Origin of the sequence: Bacteroides sp. AF39-11AC (genome assembly GCF_003474285.1) — a bacterium.
GTDB lineage: Bacteria > Bacteroidota > Bacteroidia > Bacteroidales > Bacteroidaceae > Bacteroides.
The window spans coordinates 138,156-162,262 of the sequence record NZ_QROH01000003.1; the positions used below are offsets into that span (position 1 = coordinate 138,156).

The 24,107-nt window shown below is 38.8% G+C and carries 19 protein-coding genes; 7 read left to right on the forward strand and 12 right to left on the reverse strand.

Annotation, left to right across the window (positions count from 1 at the left end; translation table 11 throughout):
• The first annotated feature begins 188 nt into the window (after positions 1 to 188).
• The gene (locus DW036_RS06250; RefSeq protein WP_118462192.1) at positions 189 to 4,163 is read left to right on the forward strand and encodes a two-component regulator propeller domain-containing protein; all 3,975 of its coding nucleotides are present in this window, start codon (positions 189 to 191) and stop codon (positions 4,161 to 4,163) included.
• Positions 4,164 to 4,167: 4 nt separating this feature from the next.
• Here DW036_RS06250 and mfd read toward each other — a convergent pair whose 3' ends face one another.
• A complete protein-coding gene (mfd, locus tag DW036_RS06255; protein ID WP_118463122.1) occupies positions 4,168 to 7,560 on the reverse strand; it encodes a transcription-repair coupling factor in 3,393 nt (1,130 codons plus the stop codon).
• Positions 7,561 to 7,657: 97 nt separating this feature from the next.
• On the opposite strand from mfd, the gene DW036_RS06260 reads away from it, so the two are divergent.
• Genes DW036_RS06260 through DW036_RS06285 form a run of 6 tightly spaced genes read left to right on the forward strand, consistent with a single transcriptional unit; the run spans position 7,658 to position 13,027 of the window.
• The gene (locus DW036_RS06260) at positions 7,658 to 8,410 is read left to right on the forward strand and encodes a polyprenol monophosphomannose synthase (protein WP_022392587.1); all 753 of its coding nucleotides are present in this window, start codon (positions 7,658 to 7,660) and stop codon (positions 8,408 to 8,410) included.
• A gap of 27 nt (positions 8,411 to 8,437) precedes the next feature.
• Positions 8,438 to 9,784: a dihydroorotase gene (locus DW036_RS06265; RefSeq protein WP_022392588.1), complete on the forward strand. Its 1,347-nt coding sequence runs from the start codon at positions 8,438 to 8,440 to the stop codon at positions 9,782 to 9,784.
• A 15-nt stretch (positions 9,785 to 9,799) separates the two neighbouring features.
• A complete protein-coding gene (locus DW036_RS06270) occupies positions 9,800 to 10,702 on the forward strand; it encodes a vitamin B12 dependent-methionine synthase activation domain-containing protein (protein WP_118220657.1) in 903 nt (300 codons plus the stop codon).
• 60 nt (positions 10,703 to 10,762) lie between these two features.
• On the forward strand, positions 10,763 to 11,248 hold the full coding sequence (locus tag DW036_RS06275; protein WP_007663982.1) for an RNA polymerase sigma factor: 486 nt from the start codon (positions 10,763 to 10,765) through the stop codon (positions 11,246 to 11,248).
• Position 11,249: 1 nt separating this feature from the next.
• Positions 11,250 to 11,876 carry a hypothetical protein gene (locus tag DW036_RS06280; RefSeq protein ID WP_007663983.1) on the forward strand — a complete coding sequence of 209 codons (627 nt, stop codon included), beginning with the start codon at positions 11,250 to 11,252 and terminating at the stop codon, positions 11,874 to 11,876.
• A complete protein-coding gene (locus DW036_RS06285) occupies positions 11,864 to 13,027 on the forward strand; it encodes a metallophosphoesterase (RefSeq protein WP_118462194.1) in 1,164 nt (387 codons plus the stop codon). The genes DW036_RS06280 and DW036_RS06285 overlap by 13 nt, the downstream gene beginning before the upstream one ends.
• Positions 13,028 to 13,042: 15 nt before the next feature.
• Here the strand turns inward: DW036_RS06285 and DW036_RS06290 are convergent, their stop codons facing one another.
• From DW036_RS06290 to DW036_RS06340, 11 genes are all read right to left on the reverse strand, one after another.
• A complete protein-coding gene (locus DW036_RS06290; RefSeq protein ID WP_118463125.1) occupies positions 13,043 to 14,923 on the reverse strand; it encodes a hypothetical protein in 1,881 nt (626 codons plus the stop codon).
• A gap of 104 nt (positions 14,924 to 15,027) precedes the next feature.
• Entirely contained in the window at positions 15,028 to 15,465 is a 438-nt protein-coding gene (locus DW036_RS06295) for a helix-turn-helix transcriptional regulator (protein WP_118220660.1), read from the reverse strand.
• A 17-nt stretch (positions 15,466 to 15,482) separates the two neighbouring features.
• Positions 15,483 to 17,138, reverse strand: coding sequence for an O-antigen ligase (locus tag DW036_RS06300; RefSeq protein WP_118462196.1), 1,656 nt, complete (start codon positions 17,136 to 17,138; stop codon positions 15,483 to 15,485).
• A gap of 6 nt (positions 17,139 to 17,144) precedes the next feature.
• Positions 17,145 to 17,771: a hypothetical protein gene (locus tag DW036_RS06305; RefSeq protein ID WP_022392595.1), complete on the reverse strand. Its 627-nt coding sequence runs from the start codon at positions 17,769 to 17,771 to the stop codon at positions 17,145 to 17,147.
• Between the two features lie 3 nt (positions 17,772 to 17,774).
• A complete protein-coding gene (locus tag DW036_RS06310; RefSeq protein ID WP_233560330.1) occupies positions 17,775 to 18,980 on the reverse strand; it encodes a 6-bladed beta-propeller in 1,206 nt (401 codons plus the stop codon).
• Between the two features lie 5 nt (positions 18,981 to 18,985).
• Positions 18,986 to 19,294 carry a hypothetical protein gene (locus DW036_RS06315; RefSeq protein WP_138291150.1) on the reverse strand — a complete coding sequence of 103 codons (309 nt, stop codon included), beginning with the start codon at positions 19,292 to 19,294 and terminating at the stop codon, positions 18,986 to 18,988.
• A gap of 135 nt (positions 19,295 to 19,429) precedes the next feature.
• Positions 19,430 to 20,338 (reverse strand): signal peptidase I, encoded by a 909-nt coding sequence (lepB, locus tag DW036_RS06320; RefSeq protein WP_118462199.1) that lies wholly within the window; start codon positions 20,336 to 20,338, stop codon positions 19,430 to 19,432.
• A gap of 36 nt (positions 20,339 to 20,374) precedes the next feature.
• On the reverse strand, positions 20,375 to 21,253 hold the full coding sequence (locus DW036_RS06325; RefSeq protein ID WP_022392599.1) for a DUF1573 domain-containing protein: 879 nt from the start codon (positions 21,251 to 21,253) through the stop codon (positions 20,375 to 20,377).
• A gap of 82 nt (positions 21,254 to 21,335) precedes the next feature.
• Positions 21,336 to 22,373: a hypothetical protein gene (locus DW036_RS06330; protein ID WP_022392600.1), complete on the reverse strand. Its 1,038-nt coding sequence runs from the start codon at positions 22,371 to 22,373 to the stop codon at positions 21,336 to 21,338.
• 78 nt (positions 22,374 to 22,451) lie between these two features.
• The gene (locus DW036_RS06335) at positions 22,452 to 22,940 is read right to left on the reverse strand and encodes a hypothetical protein (RefSeq protein ID WP_147401436.1); all 489 of its coding nucleotides are present in this window, start codon (positions 22,938 to 22,940) and stop codon (positions 22,452 to 22,454) included.
• Entirely contained in the window at positions 22,888 to 24,048 is a 1,161-nt protein-coding gene (locus DW036_RS06340) for a DUF4221 family protein (RefSeq protein ID WP_118462203.1), read from the reverse strand. Before DW036_RS06340 ends, DW036_RS06335 begins: the two co-directional genes overlap by 53 nt.
• Positions 24,049 to 24,107: the final 59 nt, after the last annotated feature.

Consider the following 24,107-nt stretch of genomic DNA (forward strand, 5'->3'; position numbering starts at 1 on the left):
AACTCGTGGTTGCAAAACTATGGAAAAAAACAAATTTCAAATAAGATAGAAATTCTAATATATATCCATTTCATCCACAAAATCCCTCCTCCACTAAAAAGGACAATATTGCTATTATTTGAACGATTGTATTATCGAATCTAAAAGCGAAGCATTATTTTTGTACCGCAATCAGTAATAAATATACTATGAGAAACGTCATACTGTTAACACTTTACATACTAATAGGAAATATATCCGGTACATCTCTTTATGCAAATAACAGCATAAAATTACATGCATCGCATATATCCATTAATAAAGGAATGCATCAGTCGACAATTCATGCCATGTATCAGGATGAGTTCGGAATGATATGGTTTGGTACCAAAAGAGGATTAGTAAGATATGATGGAACTCAAATGAAATTCATACAAAAACTTTATAATAACATTCCTGATGCAGAAGAGTTGGTACGTTCCATTACGGGAGATCAAAATGGCAATATTTATATAGAGACACGTTCAGGCATTATAGAGTATAACATAAAAAAAGATCATTTCCGTAAAATAACCCCTTATTCACAATGCATGTACTATTCGGACTCTTGCTTATGGATAGGGTATAAAAATACAATCTACCAATGGAAGAACAATATATTAAAACTGCATTTGCAGTTACCAAAGGAATCTTGCATTATAGATTGCATCACTGAAACATCCAAAGGAAATCTGTACATAGGCACCAGAGACAACGGTATATTCCTCATCAGAAGGAATAAAGACACAAAACAGATGTTGGCTAATATCAACCAGATACGCCAATTATACATTGATTCAGAACAAAAGATATGGGTCGCTACCCGAAGGAACGGATTATTCCTCATAGATAGTGATGAAAATATCAAAAATTTTATTTATTCAGAAAACAGCAATAATTGCATATCAAGTGACATTGTACGATCCATATGCGAAGACAATGCAGGTAACTTATGGATTGCCACTTTCAATGGATTAAATAAATATGATAAAAAAGAAAGAAAGTTCCTCCAATATGAGTTTATTAACGAAAATGCCTATACTCTAAATGACGCATCTATCTATTGCTTAATGAAAGATCAGCAAGGAACTATTTGGAGTGGCTCGTTTTATGGTGAAATAAATTGCTTTCACCCGGAGCACAGTACTTTTTCCTATCATTTTGTCACTAAAGATATAATGCCATCCTCCCCATCTAAACATGCAATCTTCGGAAAAACAGTAGAAGATAATGAAGGGAATTTATGGATGGCAACAGAACGAGACGGATTATATTTTTTCAATACACATACCAAAGCTTTGAAAAAGCTGCCGTTCACAGACAACGTGCAAACCTTATATCTGGATAAACAAAAAAACATCCTATGGATCGGAACATTACTTGGCGGACTAAAAAAATATGATCTGCAAAGTCAATCTACTCAGGTATTTCTCAGAAACGTATTACACAATAATAGCATCAGAGAAATTATCCCTTATAATGATTCCCTAATAATAGCTACGCATAACGGTATCAGTATATTTGATACTCATACAAATAAAAGTACTATCCTCTCTTCTGAACAGATAGACTTACAGAGAATGTCTGTGACAACCATCCTATTAGACTCCCAAAAACAACTATGGATTGCTGTTCAGAATCAATTACTTTGCTATAACCTACTCAATAAATCATGGCAGCATATTTGTATTCGTAAATCAGAGAACTGTATAGTCAACAAGATTATTGAGAATCGGAATGGAGATATCTTAATAGGAACCTCCAGACATGGAATATTTCGGAAAAGAAAAGGAGAAGCAGAATTAGAACCTTTTGCCACAGATGCCATCTTGATGAAAGACATTATAGATATGTGTGAAGATAAGTATGGTGGTATTCTTATTGTTACCAATGAAGGACTCATTTATATAGATAATGAAGAAGAAATTACCAATATTGATAAAAACCGATTCTTATCTACTTTCCAGGTAAATAGCAACTGCTTATTTCTGGACCGAAACAATAATGTCTATTTAGGAGGAATCAATATGTTCTGTTCATTCCCTTTAAAGCAAATTTTCAACAAACCAGAACATTATCAAGTAGGTATATCTGAATTCTCCGTCAATGATACTCCTTTGGAGGTAGACTCAGCCGGAAAAACACTTAAGCAATCCATTCTTTACACTAACAGGATTGAATTGCCTTACGATCAGCATGCCATAGGAATCAGAGCATATACCAATAACTATGCCGCCTCTTTTACCTGTGGCATTAAATATAAACTGGAACCTTTTGACAAAGAATGGAAACGCACCAATAGTTTAAATGAAATAAGTTATACCAATTTATCACCAGATAAATACATATTACATATTCAAGGAGATGTAGCCTTGGCCAACGGAGAATTTCCGGAGCGCAAACTCGATATCATAATAAATCCTCCTTTTTATCAGACCCCTCTTGCTTACATATTATATATTCTATTAACCATTCTATTACTATACGAAGCATACCAAGTAATCATCTTACGTTCATCTCTAAAAATAGCAAAGGAACAGAAGCGGAATATGGAACAACTCAATCAAAGCAAACTACGTTTCTTCACTAACATATCTCATGAATTCAAAACACCCTTAACACTTATATCCAATCAAGTCGAACTATTATTACAGAGTAAAAATATTCCTCCAAAGCTAAATTCTAAGTTACTAAATATTTGGAGAAACATCACCAGATTAAATCAACTCATCATAGAGCTGATGGAATTCAGAAAACAAGAACAGGGTTTCACTCCTTTAAAAGTAAACTGTTATAATTTAATAGACATAGTAAATAATGTGGTAGACTCTTTCAAAGAGTATGCACAAACAAGAAAAATAAACCTAACTTTACTTGCCGGACAAGATGATATTTCTTTTTATTTTGATAAGCAGTTAATTGAAAAAGCACTGTTTAATTTGTTATCCAATGCTTTCAAATTTACTCCAGAAAATGGCAGTATTTTCGTACGAGTAAAATATGAAAGCATGAAAGTTTCATTGGAAATCTCAGATACAGGTGTAGGCATTAATACCAGAGAGCTAGAAAATATATTCATCCGGTTTTACCAAACAGATAATACTTGTTTCACTAATAATATCGGAACTGGAATCGGCTTGGCCTACACAAAAAATATAGTAGAAGCCCATAAAGGAGTAATCACAGTTAAAAGTATTAAAGGAAAAGGTAGTTGTTTCACTATACAACTGCCTACTGATATACAATATCCTCCCAGCAATATTCAGGAAAATTTGCCTATCATAGAAGATTACAACCTCAATGCAGTTGGTTTCATCTCCACAGATACACTGGAAGGAGCAGAAGAAGAAAGAAAGGAAAATAGTGAAAAGTATTATAAGCTATTAATTATAGAAGATAACCAGGAGCTCAGGCAACTACTCACAGAAGTATTTTCTGACCTCTACAATGTCGAAACAGCAGAAAATGGTAAAAAAGGATATGAAAAAGCTCTCTCTGTTATACCCGACATCATTATCAGTGATGTTGTTATGCCGGAGATGTCCGGAACAGAGTTATGTCAGAAACTAAAAAACAATATAAAGACTTCTCACATTCCCATCATTTTATTAACATCACAAACAGCTTCTGAATACATTATTGAAGGTCTGAAAATTGGAGCAGACGACTATATCTGCAAGCCTTTCAGCATTAAACAACTGATTGTCAGATGTAATAACTTAATCAATCTACGCAGAACATTACAACAAAAATATGCTAAAGAAAGTAATTCCAGCAGTGAATTAATTGCCACATCTACATTAGATCAGGTTTTATTAGATAAATCTATCGAGTTAATAGAAAATAACCTAGAGAATCCCGTGTTCAGTGTTGATTTCCTGGCACAAGAGCTCTGTATAGGACGTACCAAATACTTCACGAAGATAAAAGCAATCACAGGTATGACACCTAACGAATTTATAATAAACATCAAACTTAAATTAGCTTACCGGAGTATTGAACAACAACCGGATATCTCTATTACAGAACTCGCTATGCAATTGGGATTCAGTTCTACCAGCTATTTCATCAAACGATTTAAAGAATTTTCCGGAATGACACCTAATCAGTACAAGCAAAAGATAAATGAGAATGGCACAGCATAGCAAATTATCCTTCCTCCACCTGCATCGCCACAATCTCCTGTAAAACGCTAACAGCCGTTTCTACATTCTTCACATCTTTTACCAGCATACTGCGACGGGTATTCTGCTCACGCAGATCGCAACGGCGGGTATATTTCATCATATAAGCAATGACTTTACCAAACGCTTGGCTCTGATAGTACGGACTATCCGGATTAGAAACAAAGAACAATGACATACGTCCTCCCTTGAGAAAAACCTTCTCTGCACCAAGCCGTGCAGCAAGGCGGCGTAAAGGTACAATCCGTAGTAGTTCTTCCGTTTCTGACGGGATAGGACCAAACCGGTCTATAAGACGGGTACGGAAATCCTCCACATCTTTATCCAACGTCAGACTATCTAATTCGCGGTAAAGCAACATACGTTCGCTACTACCTGTAACATAAGTGGCAGGAAGCAACAATTCCAGGTCACTCTCTACCTGACATTCATCTACAAATTGCTCTCCACTGATAACGCCACCCTCCGCTTTCAGTTCTTCGGCATAAAGATCTGCAAATTCGTCCGTCTTCAGTTCATGCACAGCTTCCGACAGTATCTTCTGATAGGTTTCATAACCCAGATCGGCAATAAAGCCACTCTGTTCCGCACCGAGCATATTGCCTGCACCACGAATATCAAGATCCTGCATGGCTATGTGAATTCCACTGCCCAAGTCACTGAAATTCTCAATAGCTTGCAGACGACGCCTTGCTTCAGGAGTCAGGGAAGAAAGCGGAGGAGCCAACAAATAGCAGAATGCTTTCTTATTGCTTCGTCCTACACGACCACGCATCTGATGCAAATCACTCAGTCCGAAATTCTGTGCCTGATTGATGATAATGGTATTGGCATTCGGAATATCAATGCCGCTCTCTATAATTGTAGTGGCTATCAGCACATCATAATCATAATTGACAAAGCCGAAAATAATCTTTTCCAATTCGGTCGGCTCCATTTGTCCATGCCCGATGGCTATACGGCAATCCGGAATATGCCGTTCAATCATCGCTTTTAATTCAGGCAAATTAGAAATACGGTTGTTTACAAGAAAGACCTGTCCGTTCCGGCTCATTTCAAAGTTAATAGCATCCACTATAACTTCCTCATTAAAGGTATGCACTTCAGTCTGAATAGGATAACGGTTTGGAGGAGGCGTTTGAATAACGCTCAGGTCACGCGCCCCCATTAATGAGAACTGCAATGTACGCGGAATAGGCGTGGCCGTCATGGTCAAGGTGTCTACATTGACCTTCAACTGGCGCAACTTCTCCTTAACGGATACACCGAACTTCTGTTCTTCATCAATAATCAGCAACCCCAAGTCCTTGAATTGTATGTCCTTACCCAAAATCCGATGTGTACCGATAAGTATATTCACATCACCTGCCGCCAATCCTTTTACGACCGCTTTTGCCTGAGCTGCCGTACGGGCACGACTCAGGTACTCCACCCTACAAGGCAAATCTTTCAAACGCTCTTTAAACGTCTGGAAATGTTGGTAAGCCAACACGGTGGTAGGTACCAGAACCGCTACCTGTTTATTGTCCGCCACAGCTTTAAAAGCAGCACGAACTGCCACTTCTGTTTTACCAAACCCCACGTCTCCACAAACCAGACGGTCCATAGGACGGTTACTTTCCATATCCGCTTTTACATCCGCCGTTGCTTTACTTTGGTCTGGTGTATCTTCGTAAATAAAAGATGCTTCCAGTTCCCGTTGCAAGAAACTATCCACACTGAACTGAAAACCTTTTTCCTCACGACGTTGAGAATACAATTTTATGAGGTCACGTGCAATATCCTTAATTTTGGTCTTAGTACGCTCTTTAAGTTTCTCCCAGGCTCCCGTACCCAATTTATTCAAACGGGGAGCCTCACCATCTTTTCCTTTATACTTTGAAACTTTATGTAATGAATGGATAGAAACAAAAACGACATCTTCATTCTGATAAACCAGTTTCATCACTTCCTGCGTTGTATCACCGTTAGGAATACGCACCAATCCGGAAAAGCGCCCCACACCATGATCGGTATGTACCACGTAATCTCCCGGTGTAAACTGATTCAACTCTTTCAGACTCAGAGCAACCTTGCCACTACGTGCTTTATCACTTTTGAGATTATATTTATGAAAACGGTCGAATAACTGATGATCCGTAAAAATGCAAAGCCGCAAGGCATTATCGGCAAAACCTTCATGCAACGTGCGCTCTACAGCTGTAAAAGCAATCTCTTCTCCCCTGTCTTCAAAAATGGCACGAATACGGTCAGTCTGCTTCATGCTGTCACTACAAATGTAAAGCGTATACCCTTTCTCCATATACTCTTTGAAGCTTTCGGCCACCATATCAAAGTTTTTATGGAATATAGGCTGGGCAGACGTATCGAATGTCACCGTAGCATCCGGAGTTCCAGTTGGTTTGTTACCGAACTCCATACGGCAAAAGTCCAATGCACGAAGCGTAAACTCACTTCCATCAATCAGCTTTCCATCCAAAGTAATACAACCACTTTCTTCCGCTTCGCGGGCTGCAATCGCTTGTGGGGTAAGTGTTTCATCGTGTACAGTCTGGATACGTTCACGCAGCCAAAGCAGATCACGCATTGCCAATACAGTATTCGCCGAGAGAAAATCCAGGAAGGAAACCATACCGCTTGCATCCCCCTGTTCCAAACTACGGCTCAAATCCGGCACGATAACAATACTGTCTTTCTTTTCTTTAGAAAGTTGCGTTTCTACTTCAAACGTACGGATACTTTCTACTTCATCACCAAAAAAGTCTATACGATATGGAAATTCGGAAGAGAAAGAAAATACATCGATGATACTACCACGTACAGCATACTGTCCCGGCTCATAGACATAGTCCACATACTCAAAACCATAGCTACGCAAGACTTCCGTAATAAAATTCGTATCCACATTTTCCCCTGTATGCAATTTCAGAGTTTTATCTCCCAGTTCCTTCCGGGAAACCACCTTTTCTGCCAAAGCATCGGGATAAGTCACAACACAAAGTCCTTTCTCCCCTTTTTGTAAGCGGCTCAACACTTCTGTACGCAGAATTTCATTGGCCGCATCTTTCTGTCCGTATTTTATTGCCCTACGAAATGAAGAAGGAAAGAACAAAACTTTCTCAGTCCCCAATACTTGTGTTAAATCATGGTAAAAATATCCCGCCTCTTCCAGATCGCCCAGAATAAAAACAAAAGGAAACTCTCCGCGTTGCACCAGCACGGACGAAAATAATGAAGCGGCAGAGGCACACAGCCCCCCGCAAAAAAGGGTGCGGACAGACGGATTCTTCAGCAGGCCACTTATAGCTTCCACATTGGGGTGAGTGGCATATCGTTGTTGTAGCTCGGTAATTGTCATCATAACGGGCGCGAAATTACTAAATAATCCTTAGATTTATTCGTATGTGGCAGAAAACACTTAACTTTGTTCCAAATTAGAACCCCCTTTTATGAATATGCAGACATCGGACAGCATCGTTATCATTCCCACATACAACGAACGGGAAAACATCGAGAACATTATCCGCGCCGTTTTCGCCTTGGAAAAAGTATTCCATATCCTTATCATTGAAGATGGCTCGCCTGACGGCACCGCCAGCATCGTCAAAACGTTGCAGCAAGAGTTTCCCGAACGCTTATTCATGATAGAGCGGAAAGGAAAATTAGGATTAGGTACCGCCTACATTGCCGGGTTCAAATGGTCTCTGGAACATAATTACGAATACATCTTCGAAATGGATGCTGATTTCAGCCACAATCCGGCCGACCTTCCCCGTCTATATAAAGCTTGTGCCGAAGAAGGTGCCGATGTTGCTATCGGTTCGCGGTATATCAGCGGAGTCAATGTGGTAAATTGGCCCATGGGACGCGTGTTGATGTCTTATTTTGCCTCCAAGTATGTGCGCCTTATTACGGGTATCCCTGTACAAGATACAACTGCCGGGTTCAAATGCTACCGCCGCAGGGTTCTGGAAACGATTGATCTCGACGGTATCCGTTTCAAAGGTTATGCTTTCCAGATTGAAATGAAATTCACTGCCTATAAATGCGGCTTCAAGATAGTAGAAGTCCCGGTTATCTTTATCAACCGTGAACTGGGTACTTCAAAGATGAACAGTAGTATCTTTGGAGAAGCTGTCTTCGGGGTTATCAAATTGAAAGTACATAGCTGGTTCCACAAGTACCCGAAAGCTGTGAAAAACGGTTAGTGATTAACGAAAAATGATTAATAGAAGATGAAAAGAACTCTGATACATAACGCTACAATAGTTAACGAGGGACGTTCCGTGCAAGGTTCCGTAGTAATTGAAAACGGAAAGATTGCCGAGGTATTGACTTATGGCAAAGAACTGTCCGCCCCTTGTGATGAAACAATAGATGCCACCGGCTGCTGTCTGCTTCCGGGTATCATTGACGACCATGTACATTTCCGTGATCCGGGACTGACCCATAAAGCGGATATCTTTACCGAAAGCCGTGCAGCTGCTGCCGGTGGTGTCACTTCCATCATGGACATGCCGAACACACAGCCATTGACTACCACTCTCGATGCACTTGAACAGAAATTCGATCTTCTGAATGAGAAGTGTATTGTCAACCATTCCTGCTACTTCGGTGCCACCAATAATAATTACACTGAGTTCAGCAAGCTGGACAAGCATCGGGTATGCGGCATCAAACTCTTTATGGGTTCCAGCACCGGTAATATGTTGGTAGACAAAAGTAACAGTCTGCTGAACATTTTCAACGGAACAGATATGCTGATCGCAACTCATTGTGAGAGCCAGGAAATTATCAAAAAGAATACTGAATATTACAAAGAAATGTTCAGTAACGCACCGGAAATCCCAATCAGTAAACATCCTAACATACGTTCTGCAGCAGCGTGTTATTCCTCATCGCAACTTGCTATACGTATGGCAAGTTTGGCCGGTGCACGCTTGCATGTGCTGCATGTTTCTACTGCAAAAGAATTGCAACTGTTCAGCGATGCTCCATTGGAAGATAAACATATTACAGCCGAAGCCTGCATTGCACATCTGCTATACCGCCAACAGGATTATAAAGAACTGGGAACCCGCATCAAATGTAATCCTTCCATTAAGAAACAAGCTGACCGCGATGCCTTACGGAATGCAGTCAACACCGGAGTTATCGATGTCATTGCTACCGACCATGCACCCCACCTGCTCAGTGAGAAAGAAGGTGGTGCCCTGAAAGCAATGTCGGGTATGCCAATGATTCAATTCTCCTTGGTCAGTATGCTTGAACTGGCGGAGAAAGGCATTTTTTCTATCGAAACCATTGTTGAGAAGATGTGTCATGCCCCTGCCCAGATATATGGTATCTGCAATCGCGGTTATATTCGCGAAGGCTATCAGGCCGACCTCGTACTTGTCAGTCATGGCGAACGTTGGGAAGTCAATACTGAGAATATACTCAGCAAATGCGGCTGGAGTCCGCTCGAAGGTAATTCTTTCCGTTGGAAAGTAGAAAAGACATTTGCGAACGGACATCTGATATATAGTGACGGTCAAGTAGATGATACTTACCGCGGTGAAGAACTGAGATTCGATTATTAATACTAAAATTTAGCGATGAATAATTCAGTGGATAAGGTATTGACGTATACCATTCACGAGGTTGCTCCATATATCAACTGGATATATTTCTTTCACGCATGGGGTTTCCAACCCCGTTATGCAGCCATTGCCGATATTCACGGATGCGACTCCTGCCGTGCCTACTGGCTCACCACCTTTCCTGAAGAGGAACGTGCCAAAGCGGCTGAAGCCATGCAGCTATTTAAGGAAGCGAACCGGATGCTGAACCAACTGGATGAAAATTACCATGTCCACACCATTTTCCGTCTATGTGAAGCCAATGCCGATGGAGATAACCTGATACTGGATGGAAAGCTTTTTCCTTTACTCCGCCAGCAGATCCCACATCCCGATGGTAGTCCCTTTCTTTGTCTTAGCGACTTTGTCCGTCCGCTATCTTCAGGTATTCCTGATACGGTAGGTATTTTCGCTGCATCGTGTGACGGAGAAGTGGAACTTCTATATGAAAACGATCCCTACAAACGCATGTTGGTGCAGACACTTGCCGACCGGCTTGCCGAAGCAGCAACAGAGAAGATGCATGAATACGTACGCAAGGTTGCCTGGGGATATGCTAAAGATGAGAACCTTTCTATTCCGGATTTGTTGAGAGAAAAGTTCCAGGGCATACGACCTGCCGTAGGCTACCCCTCCCTGCCCGACCAGTCTGTCAATTTCCTATTGAACGACTTGCTTCATATGGAGCAAATAGGTATTACTCTGACTGAAAATGGAGCTATGCGTCCGCATGCCACAGTCTGTGGACTGATATTGGCACATCCGGCTGCACGCTATTTCGCTGTTGGCAAGATAGGTAATGACCAACTGGAAGATTATGCACGACGCAAGAAGATGTCCGTAGAGGAAATCAGAAAATTTTTGGCTGCAAACCTGTGATTATCCGACTCCCTTTGCGACTAACAGTACAAAAGCAATTCAAGAAGCAAGAAAAAGACGATGGAGAATGTAGAACAAGAGTTCCTGTCCGTAATACGGGAGTATGAACGTGTCATATACAAAGTGTGCTATTTGTATACTACGCCGAATGCTACCCTGAACGATCTATACCAGGACGTTGTGCTCAATCTGTGGAGGGCCTATCCCAAGTTCCGACGGGAGTGTAAAGTCTCCACATGGATTTACCGCATCGCTTTAAATACTTGCATCAGCTTTATCCGTAAAGAAAAGAACATCCCCGAAATCGTGACCTTGAGTCAAGATTCCGACCGGATGGAAGAATTGGACGAGACACAAAACATGTTAAAGCAACTCTATCGGATGATCAACCGACTGGGACAACTGGAAAAATCCATAATTCTGCTTTACCTGGAAGAAAAAAGCTACGAGGAAATTGCTGAAATTACCGGTCTGACAATAACAAACGTCGCTACCAAAATCAGCCGGATTAAGGACAAACTTAGAAAAATGAACAAGGAGGAATAATATGGAACTGGATGAACTGAAGAAATCTTGGAACGCGCTGGACGAGCAATTGAAGAAAGAGCCGATTGCCGACGAAAAGCAGATTGCAGGCATGATTGCCGAATACAAGGCAAACGCACGCAAAAGCATAGGGCGTCTTACGGGTTGGCAGCGCTTCTCCATAGGCATCGGAGTAGTAGGGCTTGCTCTCCTTCTGGTTATTTGGTTATTGCCATCCATTTTTCAAATCACCGAAGAATGGCAACCTAAGATTAATACACTCGTAATCTTTGTTGGAATCAGTATTCTGATAGGTATCTGGTGGGATCATAAAAACTATCGCTGGATAAGGAACACAAGGATTGACGAAATGCCCGTAGCTATTGTCAGTAAGCGTATGGCCAGTTTCCGTCGATGGACAAGGTATGAGATTATCGCCATTACCGTATGGGTAATTATATTCAATGTTCTTAATTATTGGGTGATGGGATATTATAAGGCATCCTTTGGCGTCCAGGCTACCTTGATCGCATTCTTTGTGCTCTGCGACGTTGCCATCATTTACCTGTTATACAAGAAAGTAGCTTATAAACATCTTAACGATATCAAGAAGAATATAGAAGAATTAGAAGATATATGCACAGAATAACCTTACTCCTTATCCTTTTTCTACTGATTCCTGATGCGTACATCTATTTTATGTACATTATCCGGAAAACCAAAAACATCTGGTTACGTATTGCCCACTGGATACCCACCCTCTTATTAATTGCAGGTTACTTTCTGTTGATGCAAGGCATAGGTGAAAATGCAATGGCACACCATGCCCAGGCCATTGGAAGGCTGGCTATTGCTATTTTCCTGTTTGCCATACCCAAAACGATATTTATGATATGCTCGCTGGTGGGATTACCTTTCCATTATCTACTGCGCTGGCCCCGTTCGCCATTTACAGCTGTAGGATTGGTGCTGGGAGTAGTCAGTTTCTTCAATATCCTTTATGGCACACTGGTAGGCATCAGTAAGTTTGAAGTAAAAGAAATAGAGTTCCATCACCCGAACCTGCCCAAAGCATTCGATGGATACCGCATCGTACAGTTATCGGATATACATATCGGCAGCTGGATAGAGAATGAAAAGCCTGTCCATGAACTGGTAAAATTGGTCAATGAACAAGAACCAGATTTAATTGTGTTCACCGGTGACTTGGTGAATCAACGAAGCTGTGAGCTGGAAGGTTTTCAAAATATTCTGTCGCAACTGCATGCCAAAGATGGAGTATATTCTATTCTGGGTAACCATGACTACGGAAGTTACTACCGTTGGAAAGACCTGAAAGAACAGGTGAATAACCTCGACAACCTGGTGCATATGGAAAAGGCAATGGGATGGAAACTACTGAATAATGAACATACTACATTATACCATCAGGGAGATAGTATAGCCCTTATTGGTGTGGAAAATGATGGAGAACCACCCTTTTCCCAATTTGCCGACTTAAAGAAGGCTGCTGAAGGAACAGACGGTATGTTTCGTGTTTTGTTGAGCCACAATCCTACCCATTGGCGGCGGGAAGTATTGCCGAACACAGACATTGAGCTAATGCTTGCCGGACATACTCATGCAATGCAGGCCATTATGTTCGGCCATTCACTCGCGTCACTGATTTATCCCGAATGGGGAGGAATGTATACAGAAGGTGACCGGGGACTATACGTCAATATAGGTATCGGTTATGTCGGATTGCCATTCCGCTTTGGAGCATGGCCCGAAATTACGGTGCTGACGTTGCGTAACTAATACATAATAAGATTTTCATTCATACCCAACAAAACGTTGCTTACCTTCTTCAATATAGAAGACTTGTTCTTCTTTGCCCCGAGTAAGATTACGCAACCACAATAAAGCTCCATCCGGTATATTCGTATAAATCAATTCATAGGTAGTAGCTGTCTGTTTGCCAAGTGATTTCCAGCCCATCACACCATCTTGATAAAAAAGTTCATAGCTATTACCGGGCGTAATAAAATTATCGTCATTACGGGGAACAAACAATATTTTCCTGATCCAAGTAGGATTTTGTAAATCAAACGTTACTGTGCCATTTGCTTCCTCAGAAAAGAAAAATGTAAGCCAGTCACCATCATTCGCTTTATCCATAGCATGTGCAGGATTGCCATCAACAGGAGGACAACTTAATATAGCCTTCGAAGAAATTGCCACATCATCATGAAGATTCTCATAAAAAGCCAACTCTGCAACCTCCGCACGCCAACCATCACGGGGAACAAAACGTACATAACGGTAAGGGCGTGAAGGATGAGATGGATAAAAGTTCACATTCACCCGCGGTGTATCCGTAATACAATACAAAATTTCCTTATTGCGGAAATTGACATCATTGCTTCCTTCTATTTTAGAACCGGTCATCCACGACATATACTCAAGAATATGATTCTGCAATGGATACTTTCGTTTAATAGACAGAGAAACATTCTTGTCCATATCCGGGACAAAAGTCCGTACCGTATCATCCTTTATCATAAACGGATAACCGCATGGTTGGAAAAGTCCTTTCTCATTGCACAAAGGCTGATAGATGACCTCCGGCTCAATATTCCTCACAATAGCCTGATCACCATCCCGTAAAGCTACGTCCACCGGAACATAACCGAACGGTGTAAAAATTCCTAAAGCCACAAATCTACCTTTAACCTTCCCGTCTATCCCGACTGGATACTCATTGCTCCCGAAATATTCCTCTGTCACATCTTTCAATAAAGGGTTCCGAACCACCGGAGGAGTATTATTATCCTTATATACTCCCTGATATTTTTCCTCTTGAACTCCATACTGCATACGATAAACCTTTCCCTTTTTACGCCCATCAGTCATCCCGACTGCCAGATCCCGGGAATCCATGTACCAAAAGGAAAGGGGTTTTCCATCCGTGTTTTTAAGTATATTCCAGACATGTGAATTTTGATTGGAAGGAGAATACAGATATTCATCTATCCCCACAGGAAAACCCAACGACCGGAATATATATACTGTATGATCCGTCGTCTCCTTACAAGTGCCCAACCTGTATTTCAACAGATATTTAGCACCCAAATGCGGTAAATCAAAATCTGAATTAGGAGAAAAAGGGGTTTCATACTTCAAGTATTTATTCAAAGCATCGGCAGCTTCGAGGATATTCTCCCCCTGATAAAGAGAATCCAGTATAGGATGGTAATGATCATAATAAGCCTTCCGCCAACTTTCCAAAGGTTCATCACCCACACGATATGGTAATATCCATTCACAAAAATCATCAAACGAATAGTATTTGGCCCAAGGCACCCTATTCCAAGTTTCGAAGGCCACGTCTATATTCTCTATTAAAAGAGCTGCTGTCATTCGCTGCACATCCTGCAACATAGGCAATGATTTATAATTAAAAGACTTCCACTTTCTTTTTCTTTCACTATCCGGAATATAACCATCTCCCAATGGAGCAGTACCCAGTACCGCCTTCACACTGTCCAGCCGCGCATCCTCATAACCATAATGGTAAGGCATATTCTCAATCAAAAAGCATGCTGCTTTATACTTAAGACTATCATCTTTATAGTATTGGAGTACCTTTTCCAACTCTGTTCTATTTTCACCGGCCAAGGTCAAAGCCCGTTCCAAGCGATCTTGGGTATCCATACATGAAAAGAGAAATAAAGCCACAACTATCAGAAAAAAGTTCCTATGCATAATTCTGTCATTATTTAGATAATAATATAGAGGTTTCAATCGATATAAAAGTCTCAATGCCGCCGTATATATTCATCAAAACTATCTGTACCCGATAAAGACAACTTTATCTTGATACGCTGCTTTGCTTTCAGTACAGACTTCGGAGTAATATTAAAAAGAAGAGAAATAGCCTTATTGGTTAACCGGGCACGCACCAGATAGCACAACTTCAATTCTTGCTGGCTCAGATGGTTTGTCTCCAGATCAGCCGGAAGCCAATCATCACCATAAAGCAAATCAATCACTGCAAATAAATTCTGCCATTCGTATTCATTCCTTATAATTCCATAGGCAGGAGTCAGATGTAGCTTGAGTAGTTGACTCAAAGCCAACATACGCGAAGAAGAACCGGACAAAGCGGAAAAGTCTTCAAAACGTTTTAATTCTTTAGTCAGTTGTTTATTTCTGAACAACAGGCAAGAGCACCAGTTATCGTTATATGTATCCATAGCTTATCTCATTTTTATTATTTCACTTTTATCTTTTCTAATATCTCCCTGACTTCACTACGCATTTCATCTATGGCAGTTGAGTGCACCTTAGGTTCTTTAGTCAGTACGCTGTCTGCCACTTCTTTCAGCTTGTCGGGTTTATAAAAATCCGGTTCTGCATAAAGTTTAGCTAATAGATAATAGGGGTAAATCCTACTTGGCAAGCGATGAACAGCCCGATAAAAAGATAGTTCTGCTTGTTCATAACAATGCAACTCCTGACTGTTTTTACCCATGACGTTCAGTATCATGGGATCAACGCTATGTTGACAAGCCTCTTTTAAATATTTATTGGACTCACTGTACAGAAACGACTTATGCAAACTGTGACCATACTCAAACAGAAATACCCCTCGGTCTTTCAATATTGGATAGAGTTTCCCATAAGCCTCATTGGCAGCTTTATATGCACCCGAATGATAAAACATCCGCGCATACGTCCACTTTTGGCAGGCATTCTCCGTCTGTTGCCACTTTTCCATACAACCACTTGCCCACACAATAAGACAGATACATAAAACAAGAGGTTTACCTATAATATCTCCTACTCCACAAGCAAGAAGCAGACCTAGACCAGCCACCACAAATGCCGGGAAATGCATTGGATAAGAAGAGAAAGAGAAAACAAGTAAAGACAAGATAGCGCCGCAAATGCCATAGCGCCCACGCTTTACTCCCATCCATAAACATATTCCAATGATTACCAAAACCACGACACAAACTATAATCCCTTCCATCAGTGCCAGTGACAGATATTCATTAAACGCATACTCCGGACTACCCGCTACTCGTTCTTCCCATTTAGCGTAATTCCCTTGTGCAAAATAATTTTCCTGTGCCTCTCCATAAGCAGAGACAAATCCCTTATCACTGCCCCAAGGATGGTTCATTATCGCCTGACAGGTTATTTTCCACATAAACAAACGTCCCAATGCAGAATCAGGTTTCAGAATAAAGGCTCCGCCCCCTCCTAATGCCACTATAAAAAGTACTCCCATGCTCCATAAAACATAACGTTTCCTATACCTTTTCCACAAAATACGCCATTTCCGCCTATCACGATGCATATACGACACCCAGCCGCATCCCATAACCGCTGCAATCCAAGCAGAGCGGCTCATTGTAGCAGGTAGTACACAAAGTATAAGGATACCAATTATGGCAGCAATCCCTCTCTTCAAATTGCGAATCACTGTTTTTTCTTTATAAGTGCATAAGTACAAATGCAGGCAGAGCGGCAACACCATTGCCAGATACCCCGCATACGGTCCCGGATTGAAAAAAGAGCCCGTAAGTGCATAGCGGGAATGACCGGAAGCAGCAAAACCATACAGCTGACGCAATCCCCAAATAGCCTCAACAGCACCGCAGAATAAAATCCCCCATGAAACATAAACGGAAAAACCAGAAAACCATAATACATGTTTTCGGCTATCCTTTACCATCAACTGTAACAAGACTGCAATAAGAATACAGCTGCCCGAAAGCAATAGTGCTTTTCCCAACCATACCCACTGCCCCACATTCTCTTCAGCCGGAAGTTCGGGCGTGGTTATACATACTACACTCAATAACAAAACAAGTGCTATAAAAAAAAATGTTTTATTTACAATATCCACTACTAACAACATAAAATACTAATCCATATAATATTTCATCAAAATAGAATGCAAATATTCATCAGTCAATTGTGGATCCTCTTTTTGTGGAATAAACATATTATTTATTCTTTTACTTAAAGTAGAATAGACAAATAGATATGGCATTCCAATATCAACCAATACAGAATCTAAAGCTTCATCAATATTATAGATGCCAAATGGAATCCTATTTATTTTCTTAAATCTTCTCATATAGCCAAAATTCTGTGAAGTAGTAAGCAACACTATATTTTGTAATCCTATAGAATCTTTATAAACATTCAACCGCTTCACTATACTATCAACACAAACTTCACAATGCATTTCTGAGTAACGTAATATCAAGGTATTATCCGAAATAACTTCAGATATTTTTTTCTTATTTTCCCCAATGTCCACCACGTTAAAATCTGCACTCATTTTGGTACCACTCAAAATGACCTCGTTAAATCTATATTCCTTCAATGCTTCTATCCGTCCAATCTGAGTATTATATTTTTGCTTTAATTCATTAAGAAATAGTCGAAACTCACACATTTTTTGTGATTGCATATAACTATAAAAGGTACTAAAAACTAAAAATATAGTGAATAAGCCAAACAATATATATTCAATCTTTTTCATATTCTACTTATTTTTAAAATGACATTTAAATAATACAGGATTAGCATCTTCATTTAAAGAGGCAACTATCGCATCCATTTTATTTTTAAAATGTTCATTCGTACTTTTTGCCCGCGTTAACTTCCAATTAGATGATAATACAGCTGCATACTGAATAAAATAAAGTTGATTATCAGTAGTAGTATAAAAGTCACTAAAAATTAATTCACTAAGTGAACCTATTTTCAACCATTGCCCAACACGGATATTGGAATTTTGTTTATTGTATACAAAATATTTAAAGCCATTATCAATATAATAGCCCAGCATATAATTTTGAGAATTTTGCATAAACTCCCATCCTTTCAGATATTTATTTTCATGAACATACCTATAGATATTTTCCTTACTAACATTCACTTCACTTGGAAGATTCCTTGAAGTATAATGTATTACATAAGAAGGAAACACTGTTTCTTTATTCAACGTATAGACAGTATCATTCAATGGATAAATAAGCATAGCTGTGCTATCACTTTTACTTGCATATCTCTTTAAACCATAACTAGATTTATCAATTCCGTCTTCTCCAAAAGGTACTTCCAAAGAAAGCACTTCAGAGGTATTTAAATTGAATCGAAAAAGATTATAATCTCCGTATTTCGAGTGTGAATAATTAGAAATAAAATAAGCTATCTCATCAAATGATACTACTTCCAAATGAAGCATATCATATGAGATTTCTCTAAATGCATTACTATATAAATCATAAACAATGTATTTATTGCGAGAACGATCTTGAACAACAACAGAATCTCCTTTTAATGTAAAATCACCCAAAAAAGAGTATTCACCAGGTCCTTGTCCTTGTTTTCCAATACTTTTCAAATACTTTCCTTCGGAAGTAAATACAAAAATCTTTGCATTCGCTTTATCAGAGACCAATATCTTATCTTTATAAAACTCAATTCGAACAATTTGGGATATCAAACATTCTTCTTTCATTTCCAAAGGAATCACTTCTACCGAATCATCCAGGATCTCTGATAAGTCCAGAAAAGTTTCAAATTTATCAGGGTCAATTAAAATTTCTCTTATCTCATTAGTATGAGCGACTTTTTGGGTCCCTGTGTAGCACCCACAAAAAGTATAAACAATTAAAAGCAAAAGCAAATATTTCATAGTAATATTCAAATTTAAGAAGTGGGGCTGTTCTTTATTCAGCCCCATTCCTATTAATAATATCTAGTGCAATCGTACGGAGTACAATCTCCTATTGAACCAGCACAATAACCACTTTCTCCTGGATATGGAACCTCCTGAATTACAGGATTGCCATCCGAATCATATCCCATTATCGTTTTTTCTATTATTGTACATCCATATTGATAAAGAGGACCCAGATTACTGCCATGAGATTCATCAAAAGCCAATGCTTCTATTTTTAGAGAAGACAAACCTATAATTTCATTCCTATTGTACAAATTAAAAAACACATTAACAGCTGCAACAACAGCAATAATACCAACAAGTACTTTTTTCATAATTTTCTCTTTAATATTAACAAATTTATTATTCATCCTCTATTTTCGGAAAGGACTTCCGCAGAATGAACAAATATATTACTTGCTCATCCGAAATATATTACTTTTTCATTCGATAACACCTCCTTTACTTTATCATTCTATCTTTTTAAATATCCTGTTCCACCTTATTTTATCCGTATTTCTATCTACAGACTTCCATATCCTGACAGCCTTCCCTACAATAAAAGATTCGGGCAACAAGCCCCAATAGCGGGAATCCTGAGAGTTCATCACCTTATCACCTGCCACAAAATAATAATTCTCCTTGAAACGGTATGTGTGTATTACACTATCGTTCAACAAAGCCGTATCTCCACGTAACAAAAGTTTCTTTTTTTGTTCCCATTCTATTACATTCCGATACAAGGCAACATGCTTGGAAGTCATCTCTATCACATCACCTTTTGCCGGAAGATATAAAGGACCAAAATTCATTATATCCCAATCCACAATATCACTATAAGGATAACCCCTCATCACAATTCCACAGTCCACTTCCCGGCCACGCTCAATAATCCGCATCAAATCATCCTGTGACTTCACATTGCCCAATTCTGAGGTATAGCCATGTACTTTATAATGCCCCCTACTTATTTCAAATGTATCACCGGGCAAAGCAACACAACGCTTCACATAATATTTCATTACCCTAAATGCGACACTGTCCCAACGTTGTTCCAAGTAGGGGAAATTGAAAACCAACACATCATTTCTTTTCACCTTGCCTAATCCGGGTAAACGGTATATGTCTACTTCCTTGTCTCCCAAAGCATCCCATACATTGAACAGACGCCCTCCCATCACGCATTTATTCACCAGAATATTGTCTCCGGCAAGTAGGGCAGGCTCCATCGAATCAGAAGGAATCTTGAATGTAACAATACAGGTCACTTGAAGCAATATCCAAATCAATGCCAATCCCCCAAATAGCAGTATCAGGTTCAGTGCCTGATCCAGATACCAACCTAAGTTCTTTTTCTTATGGGGTTTATTCTTCGTCATTTTCACTCTGTTCGTTTACCGGTTCTTGCAAAAAGATTATTCAGCTTCTCCCTTTACCCTCAGTTGCAACGGTGAAGATGTTGCATTACAATATACGGTAATGGATTTATCAAACCGTTCGGGATGCTCTGCTTTATAAGTGACATTCAATGATACAGAAGCGCCCGGACGCGTAGGTTCCTTTGAATAAGCCACTTCAGTACAGCCACATGAAGTCGTTACATCATATATCATCAAAAGTTCCTTTCCTGTATTCGTCAGTATAAATTTTGCATGCTGTTCCTTATGCCAATCAAAATGATCCAAAAACATGGTGGTTTTATCAACACTCACTTCTGTTTGAATGATGTTCTTCTTATTGTTAGGCTGCACTTTATCACCTTGAATGATCTTCAGATAAAGTTCTTTCACTTTAGAGCTATGAATGGGATTGCCGATGGCAAGTACCCTATTATCCCTATCCAATAGAAATGTTTGAAACATCATATTTGCAGGGAAATGGTTTAACTTATTGAAGGAATCTTTTTCATCAATGCAAATAGGATAATTAAAAGTATTACGATAAACAATAAAATTCAGTTCTGACTTATTCTTCGGATAAAAGTAAAACAGAAAAGGAATTTTCTTGGGACTAATTGTATCCAATTCCAGAATAAACTCTTTCCAACGTGACAATTGCAGTTTACAACTCATACAGCCCGTAGAATCCACATAAGTTACAATTTTGTAGTCTACATCATTTTTGGCATGCTCTACGGTATCCCTTTCCAATATAGTAAAGACAGAACCAGTCGGAAAAAGAATTTCTTTACCTTCCCACTCCTTCACCAATGAAATGATTTCGTTCTTATTACTATTTTGACAAGAACTAAATAGAATAAGAATAACCATGTATGCACTAAAAGAAATTTTCATAATCTTAAAACGATTCGCAATTTCAGCGTTTATTATTAGCAATGAATTTCAATATTAAGCAAATGCGACAGACACTTTTCACCTATAAATATTTCAGCACTTCATCCATATTAATGGATTCAATATTGCAATCCAAATCCAATAAATACATCTTTTCATCTGTAAAAGCAATGCTCCTAATTTTATATGGAGTTGTAAACTTGACTAAAGGATTACCCGATTTATCAAATACTAATATCGTGGTAGGAACTAAGGCAGAAGATCCATTCAAATCTAATTCCGCTTTTGGTTTCCCTGAATAAGTTGCAAATAGATAATCTTTATAGGATTTTAGAGCAAGGAAACCATCCAAATGTTTGTTTTTATTAAAAGATATTCTATCTCCTGAAGTCAGAAGAACGGGAGGAACGAACATCTTTTCAAACTTCACTATAGGTTTTCTGTTAGATATTTCATAAGCCGCCATATAAGTGAAATTATTACTTGCATAATAAACCGTATTGCCATCTACCAGCAAATCACCTGTAAATGTTATAATATTAGAGCCTGTATATTCGACAGGTATTTTTCCAAAAGTAGTAATTGTATCCAAATTTTCATCTAACAGTACAAACAAATGATCTTTACCTATTAATCGGCCTCCCACAGATAAACCGTTATCTAAACGATGCACAGCATAACAAAATTCAGAACCATTTTGGGGACGAACATCTTCTATACATTTATATTTCAGGCTATCACCTGAAAGGGAAAACAAATAAGTCATCTTCCTCACAGTTGATGCTTCGTAGATGAAAAGAGTATCTTTGCTGCGCCCCATATAGCCAGCATTTATACACTCTCCAAATCCATTTCCTTTCGTCAGGAACTGCGCAATTTCTGATGCATCCGACTCCCTTAAAACAACTGCACCGGAAGACGGGTCTCCATTAAACAGGAAAAACATAGAATCGACCATAACAAACGGAAAAGCTCCTCTTGCTATGATTTCCGAATGATTAACTCTTTCGGTTTTCAACTCAACCGATGCCATTGATAGGACATCAATGTTCTTGCTATGTCGATTAGAACAAGAACAAACGAATAAAAACAGTAGGATCAAATTGACACTTTTTCTCATGGCAGTAGTTTAACTATAAATGGGAGAGATGAATACATTATATCATACAAATATTGCATTTATCTCCTTTCCATGTAATTAATAAGTTAAAATTGTCTCATAACTAACACCAGGGTCCAAAAAACACCATGTATATTTATTCTCATTTCTTATATCAATAATAACCGGATATACGTTTATTTCCTCCTTTTGAGAAGCATATATGCATTCTGAATCTATCAGAACGTTTTTTTGATTTATCATATTACCCAATCTTAATCGCAGACTTTTCTCTGAAGATATTTTAGTAAAGACAAATAATATATCTTGCGCTTTATTCTCACGAAAAAAATGTTCTGCTTCCGAAATACAGCCTCCACATCCTACATTTGGAATAACAACTACATGAGAATATTCTGTAAGATTTACATCATTCTTTTTCAAAGTTGTAACAACGGTTTCCGCATATTCTTTCTCTTCTGTAGAGCAATTGCATAGTATTATACTCATTATAAATAATAAACACACAAAACTTCTATTTTTCATAATCTCCCAAAACAAAGGTTTTAAACCGTAATTCATCATCATTATCAGCCTCTATTTGAATATGAAATCCATCTGGACTTACAAAGCATTGATTTATCCAATAACGCTCCCTCTTTATAGCGCTTTTTCCTATTAATTCAAAATGCTCATTTAAGACTACAATTTCAATAGGTTTCCTGATAAGTCCAACTTTAATATCTATATCCGGATCAGGAAGAAGAGCTAACCTATAATAAACTTTTCGGTATTTATCATACACTATAGCCTGATAACTCAAAGTTCTGGTATAATGTCGATTAACAATTTCTCGTGCTATTGTATTCATCGCAATATCCTTTGCTATTGGAGTAATTTCGAAGTCTCCACCTACCCCTGCATAATATTCATGATACTCCATTTCATCCTTCCCATGTACCCGGATGTTATGGTCGGCAGCAAATCCCAATACGATCTCATTCTTTGGAGACAACGTATAAAAAGGATTTCGATAAGTAAAATCGCCTCCCCAGTTTCCTTTATGATACATGGAAGGATAACTATCAGAAAATCTCAAAGTATTTTTGGATAAATTATAATACGCCATAACAGGACGGTTTACAGAATTTTCACCAGCCTGTTCATTCATGAAAAAGCCTGCGATCAGTAGTTCATCTCCTATTTTTCTTAATGGTGAATTCGTTCGCGGAAATAATTGTGGAGCGAAAAATAAGGAGTCCTTCGACAAATTAGGGACTGTATGTAAATCCTTCTTCATCACAACCTCACCCTTTGCATTCGCTAAAAATAAAGAATAAGTAGTAAAATTATACAGATATATAGAATCCTGATTTAAATAATAAAAAGAAAAAATAGTTCCAATCCCATTATTCCCTTCTTTAGCAAACTCTGTTCGTCCTAGATATTTTCTTGTCTTATAATCATAAAAGACTATTGCATTGTCATATTCATTTGTAAAAGCTAATATGTCAGAATCATTACGTTGGAATAATTGTAAATATTCCATATTCTGCACCGTAGAATCATCCAATGCGAAAACAATGTCATCGGCTTCTTCAATATTAATATCGGGAACTAAGAACTGCTTCTTATTCCCAGAAGAGCAGGAATACAACAATCCCAACCCTAAACATAATGCTACACACTTTATCATATTCTAATTCAATTAACCGTTAATGTAAATCAGCCATTAGAGTCCTCTATTACCAAACC

Excerpts from the sequence above, each read along its gene's own strand:
- DW036_RS06330 (WP_022392600.1), bottom strand. The coding sequence starts at position 22,373 with ATGAGAAAAAGTGTCAATTTGATCCTACTGTTTTTATTCGTTTGTTCT.
- DW036_RS06290 (WP_118463125.1), bottom strand. The coding sequence starts at position 14,923 with ATGGATACCCAAGATCGCTTGGAACGGGCTTTGACCTTGGCCGGTGAA.
- DW036_RS06280 (WP_007663983.1), top strand. The coding sequence starts at position 11,250 with ATGGAACTGGATGAACTGAAGAAATCTTGGAACGCGCTGGACGAGCAA.
- lepB (WP_118462199.1), bottom strand. The coding sequence starts at position 20,338 with ATGACGAAGAATAAACCCCATAAGAAAAAGAACTTAGGTTGGTATCTG.
- DW036_RS06260 (WP_022392587.1), top strand. The coding sequence starts at position 7,658 with ATGCAGACATCGGACAGCATCGTTATCATTCCCACATACAACGAACGG.
- mfd (WP_118463122.1), bottom strand. The coding sequence starts at position 7,560 with ATGACAATTACCGAGCTACAACAACGATATGCCACTCACCCCAATGTG.
- DW036_RS06275 (WP_007663982.1), top strand. The coding sequence starts at position 10,763 with ATGGAGAATGTAGAACAAGAGTTCCTGTCCGTAATACGGGAGTATGAA.
- DW036_RS06315 (WP_138291150.1), bottom strand. The coding sequence starts at position 19,294 with ATGAAAAAAGTACTTGTTGGTATTATTGCTGTTGTTGCAGCTGTTAAT.
- DW036_RS06335 (WP_147401436.1), bottom strand. The coding sequence starts at position 22,940 with ATGATGATGAATTACGGTTTAAAACCTTTGTTTTGGGAGATTATGAAA.
- DW036_RS06295 (WP_118220660.1), bottom strand. The coding sequence starts at position 15,465 with ATGGATACATATAACGATAACTGGTGCTCTTGCCTGTTGTTCAGAAAT.
- DW036_RS06270 (WP_118220657.1), top strand. The coding sequence starts at position 9,800 with ATGAATAATTCAGTGGATAAGGTATTGACGTATACCATTCACGAGGTT.
- DW036_RS06325 (WP_022392599.1), bottom strand. The coding sequence starts at position 21,253 with ATGAAAATTTCTTTTAGTGCATACATGGTTATTCTTATTCTATTTAGT.
- DW036_RS06285 (WP_118462194.1), top strand. The coding sequence starts at position 11,864 with ATGCACAGAATAACCTTACTCCTTATCCTTTTTCTACTGATTCCTGAT.
- DW036_RS06250 (WP_118462192.1), top strand. The coding sequence starts at position 189 with ATGAGAAACGTCATACTGTTAACACTTTACATACTAATAGGAAATATA.
- DW036_RS06310 (WP_233560330.1), bottom strand. The coding sequence starts at position 18,980 with ATGGGGCTGAATAAAGAACAGCCCCACTTCTTAAATTTGAATATTACT.
- DW036_RS06265 (WP_022392588.1), top strand. The coding sequence starts at position 8,438 with ATGAAAAGAACTCTGATACATAACGCTACAATAGTTAACGAGGGACGT.
- DW036_RS06300 (WP_118462196.1), bottom strand. The coding sequence starts at position 17,138 with ATGTTGTTAGTAGTGGATATTGTAAATAAAACATTTTTTTTTATAGCA.
- DW036_RS06340 (WP_118462203.1), bottom strand. The coding sequence starts at position 24,048 with ATGATAAAGTGTGTAGCATTATGTTTAGGGTTGGGATTGTTGTATTCC.
- DW036_RS06305 (WP_022392595.1), bottom strand. The coding sequence starts at position 17,771 with ATGAAAAAGATTGAATATATATTGTTTGGCTTATTCACTATATTTTTA.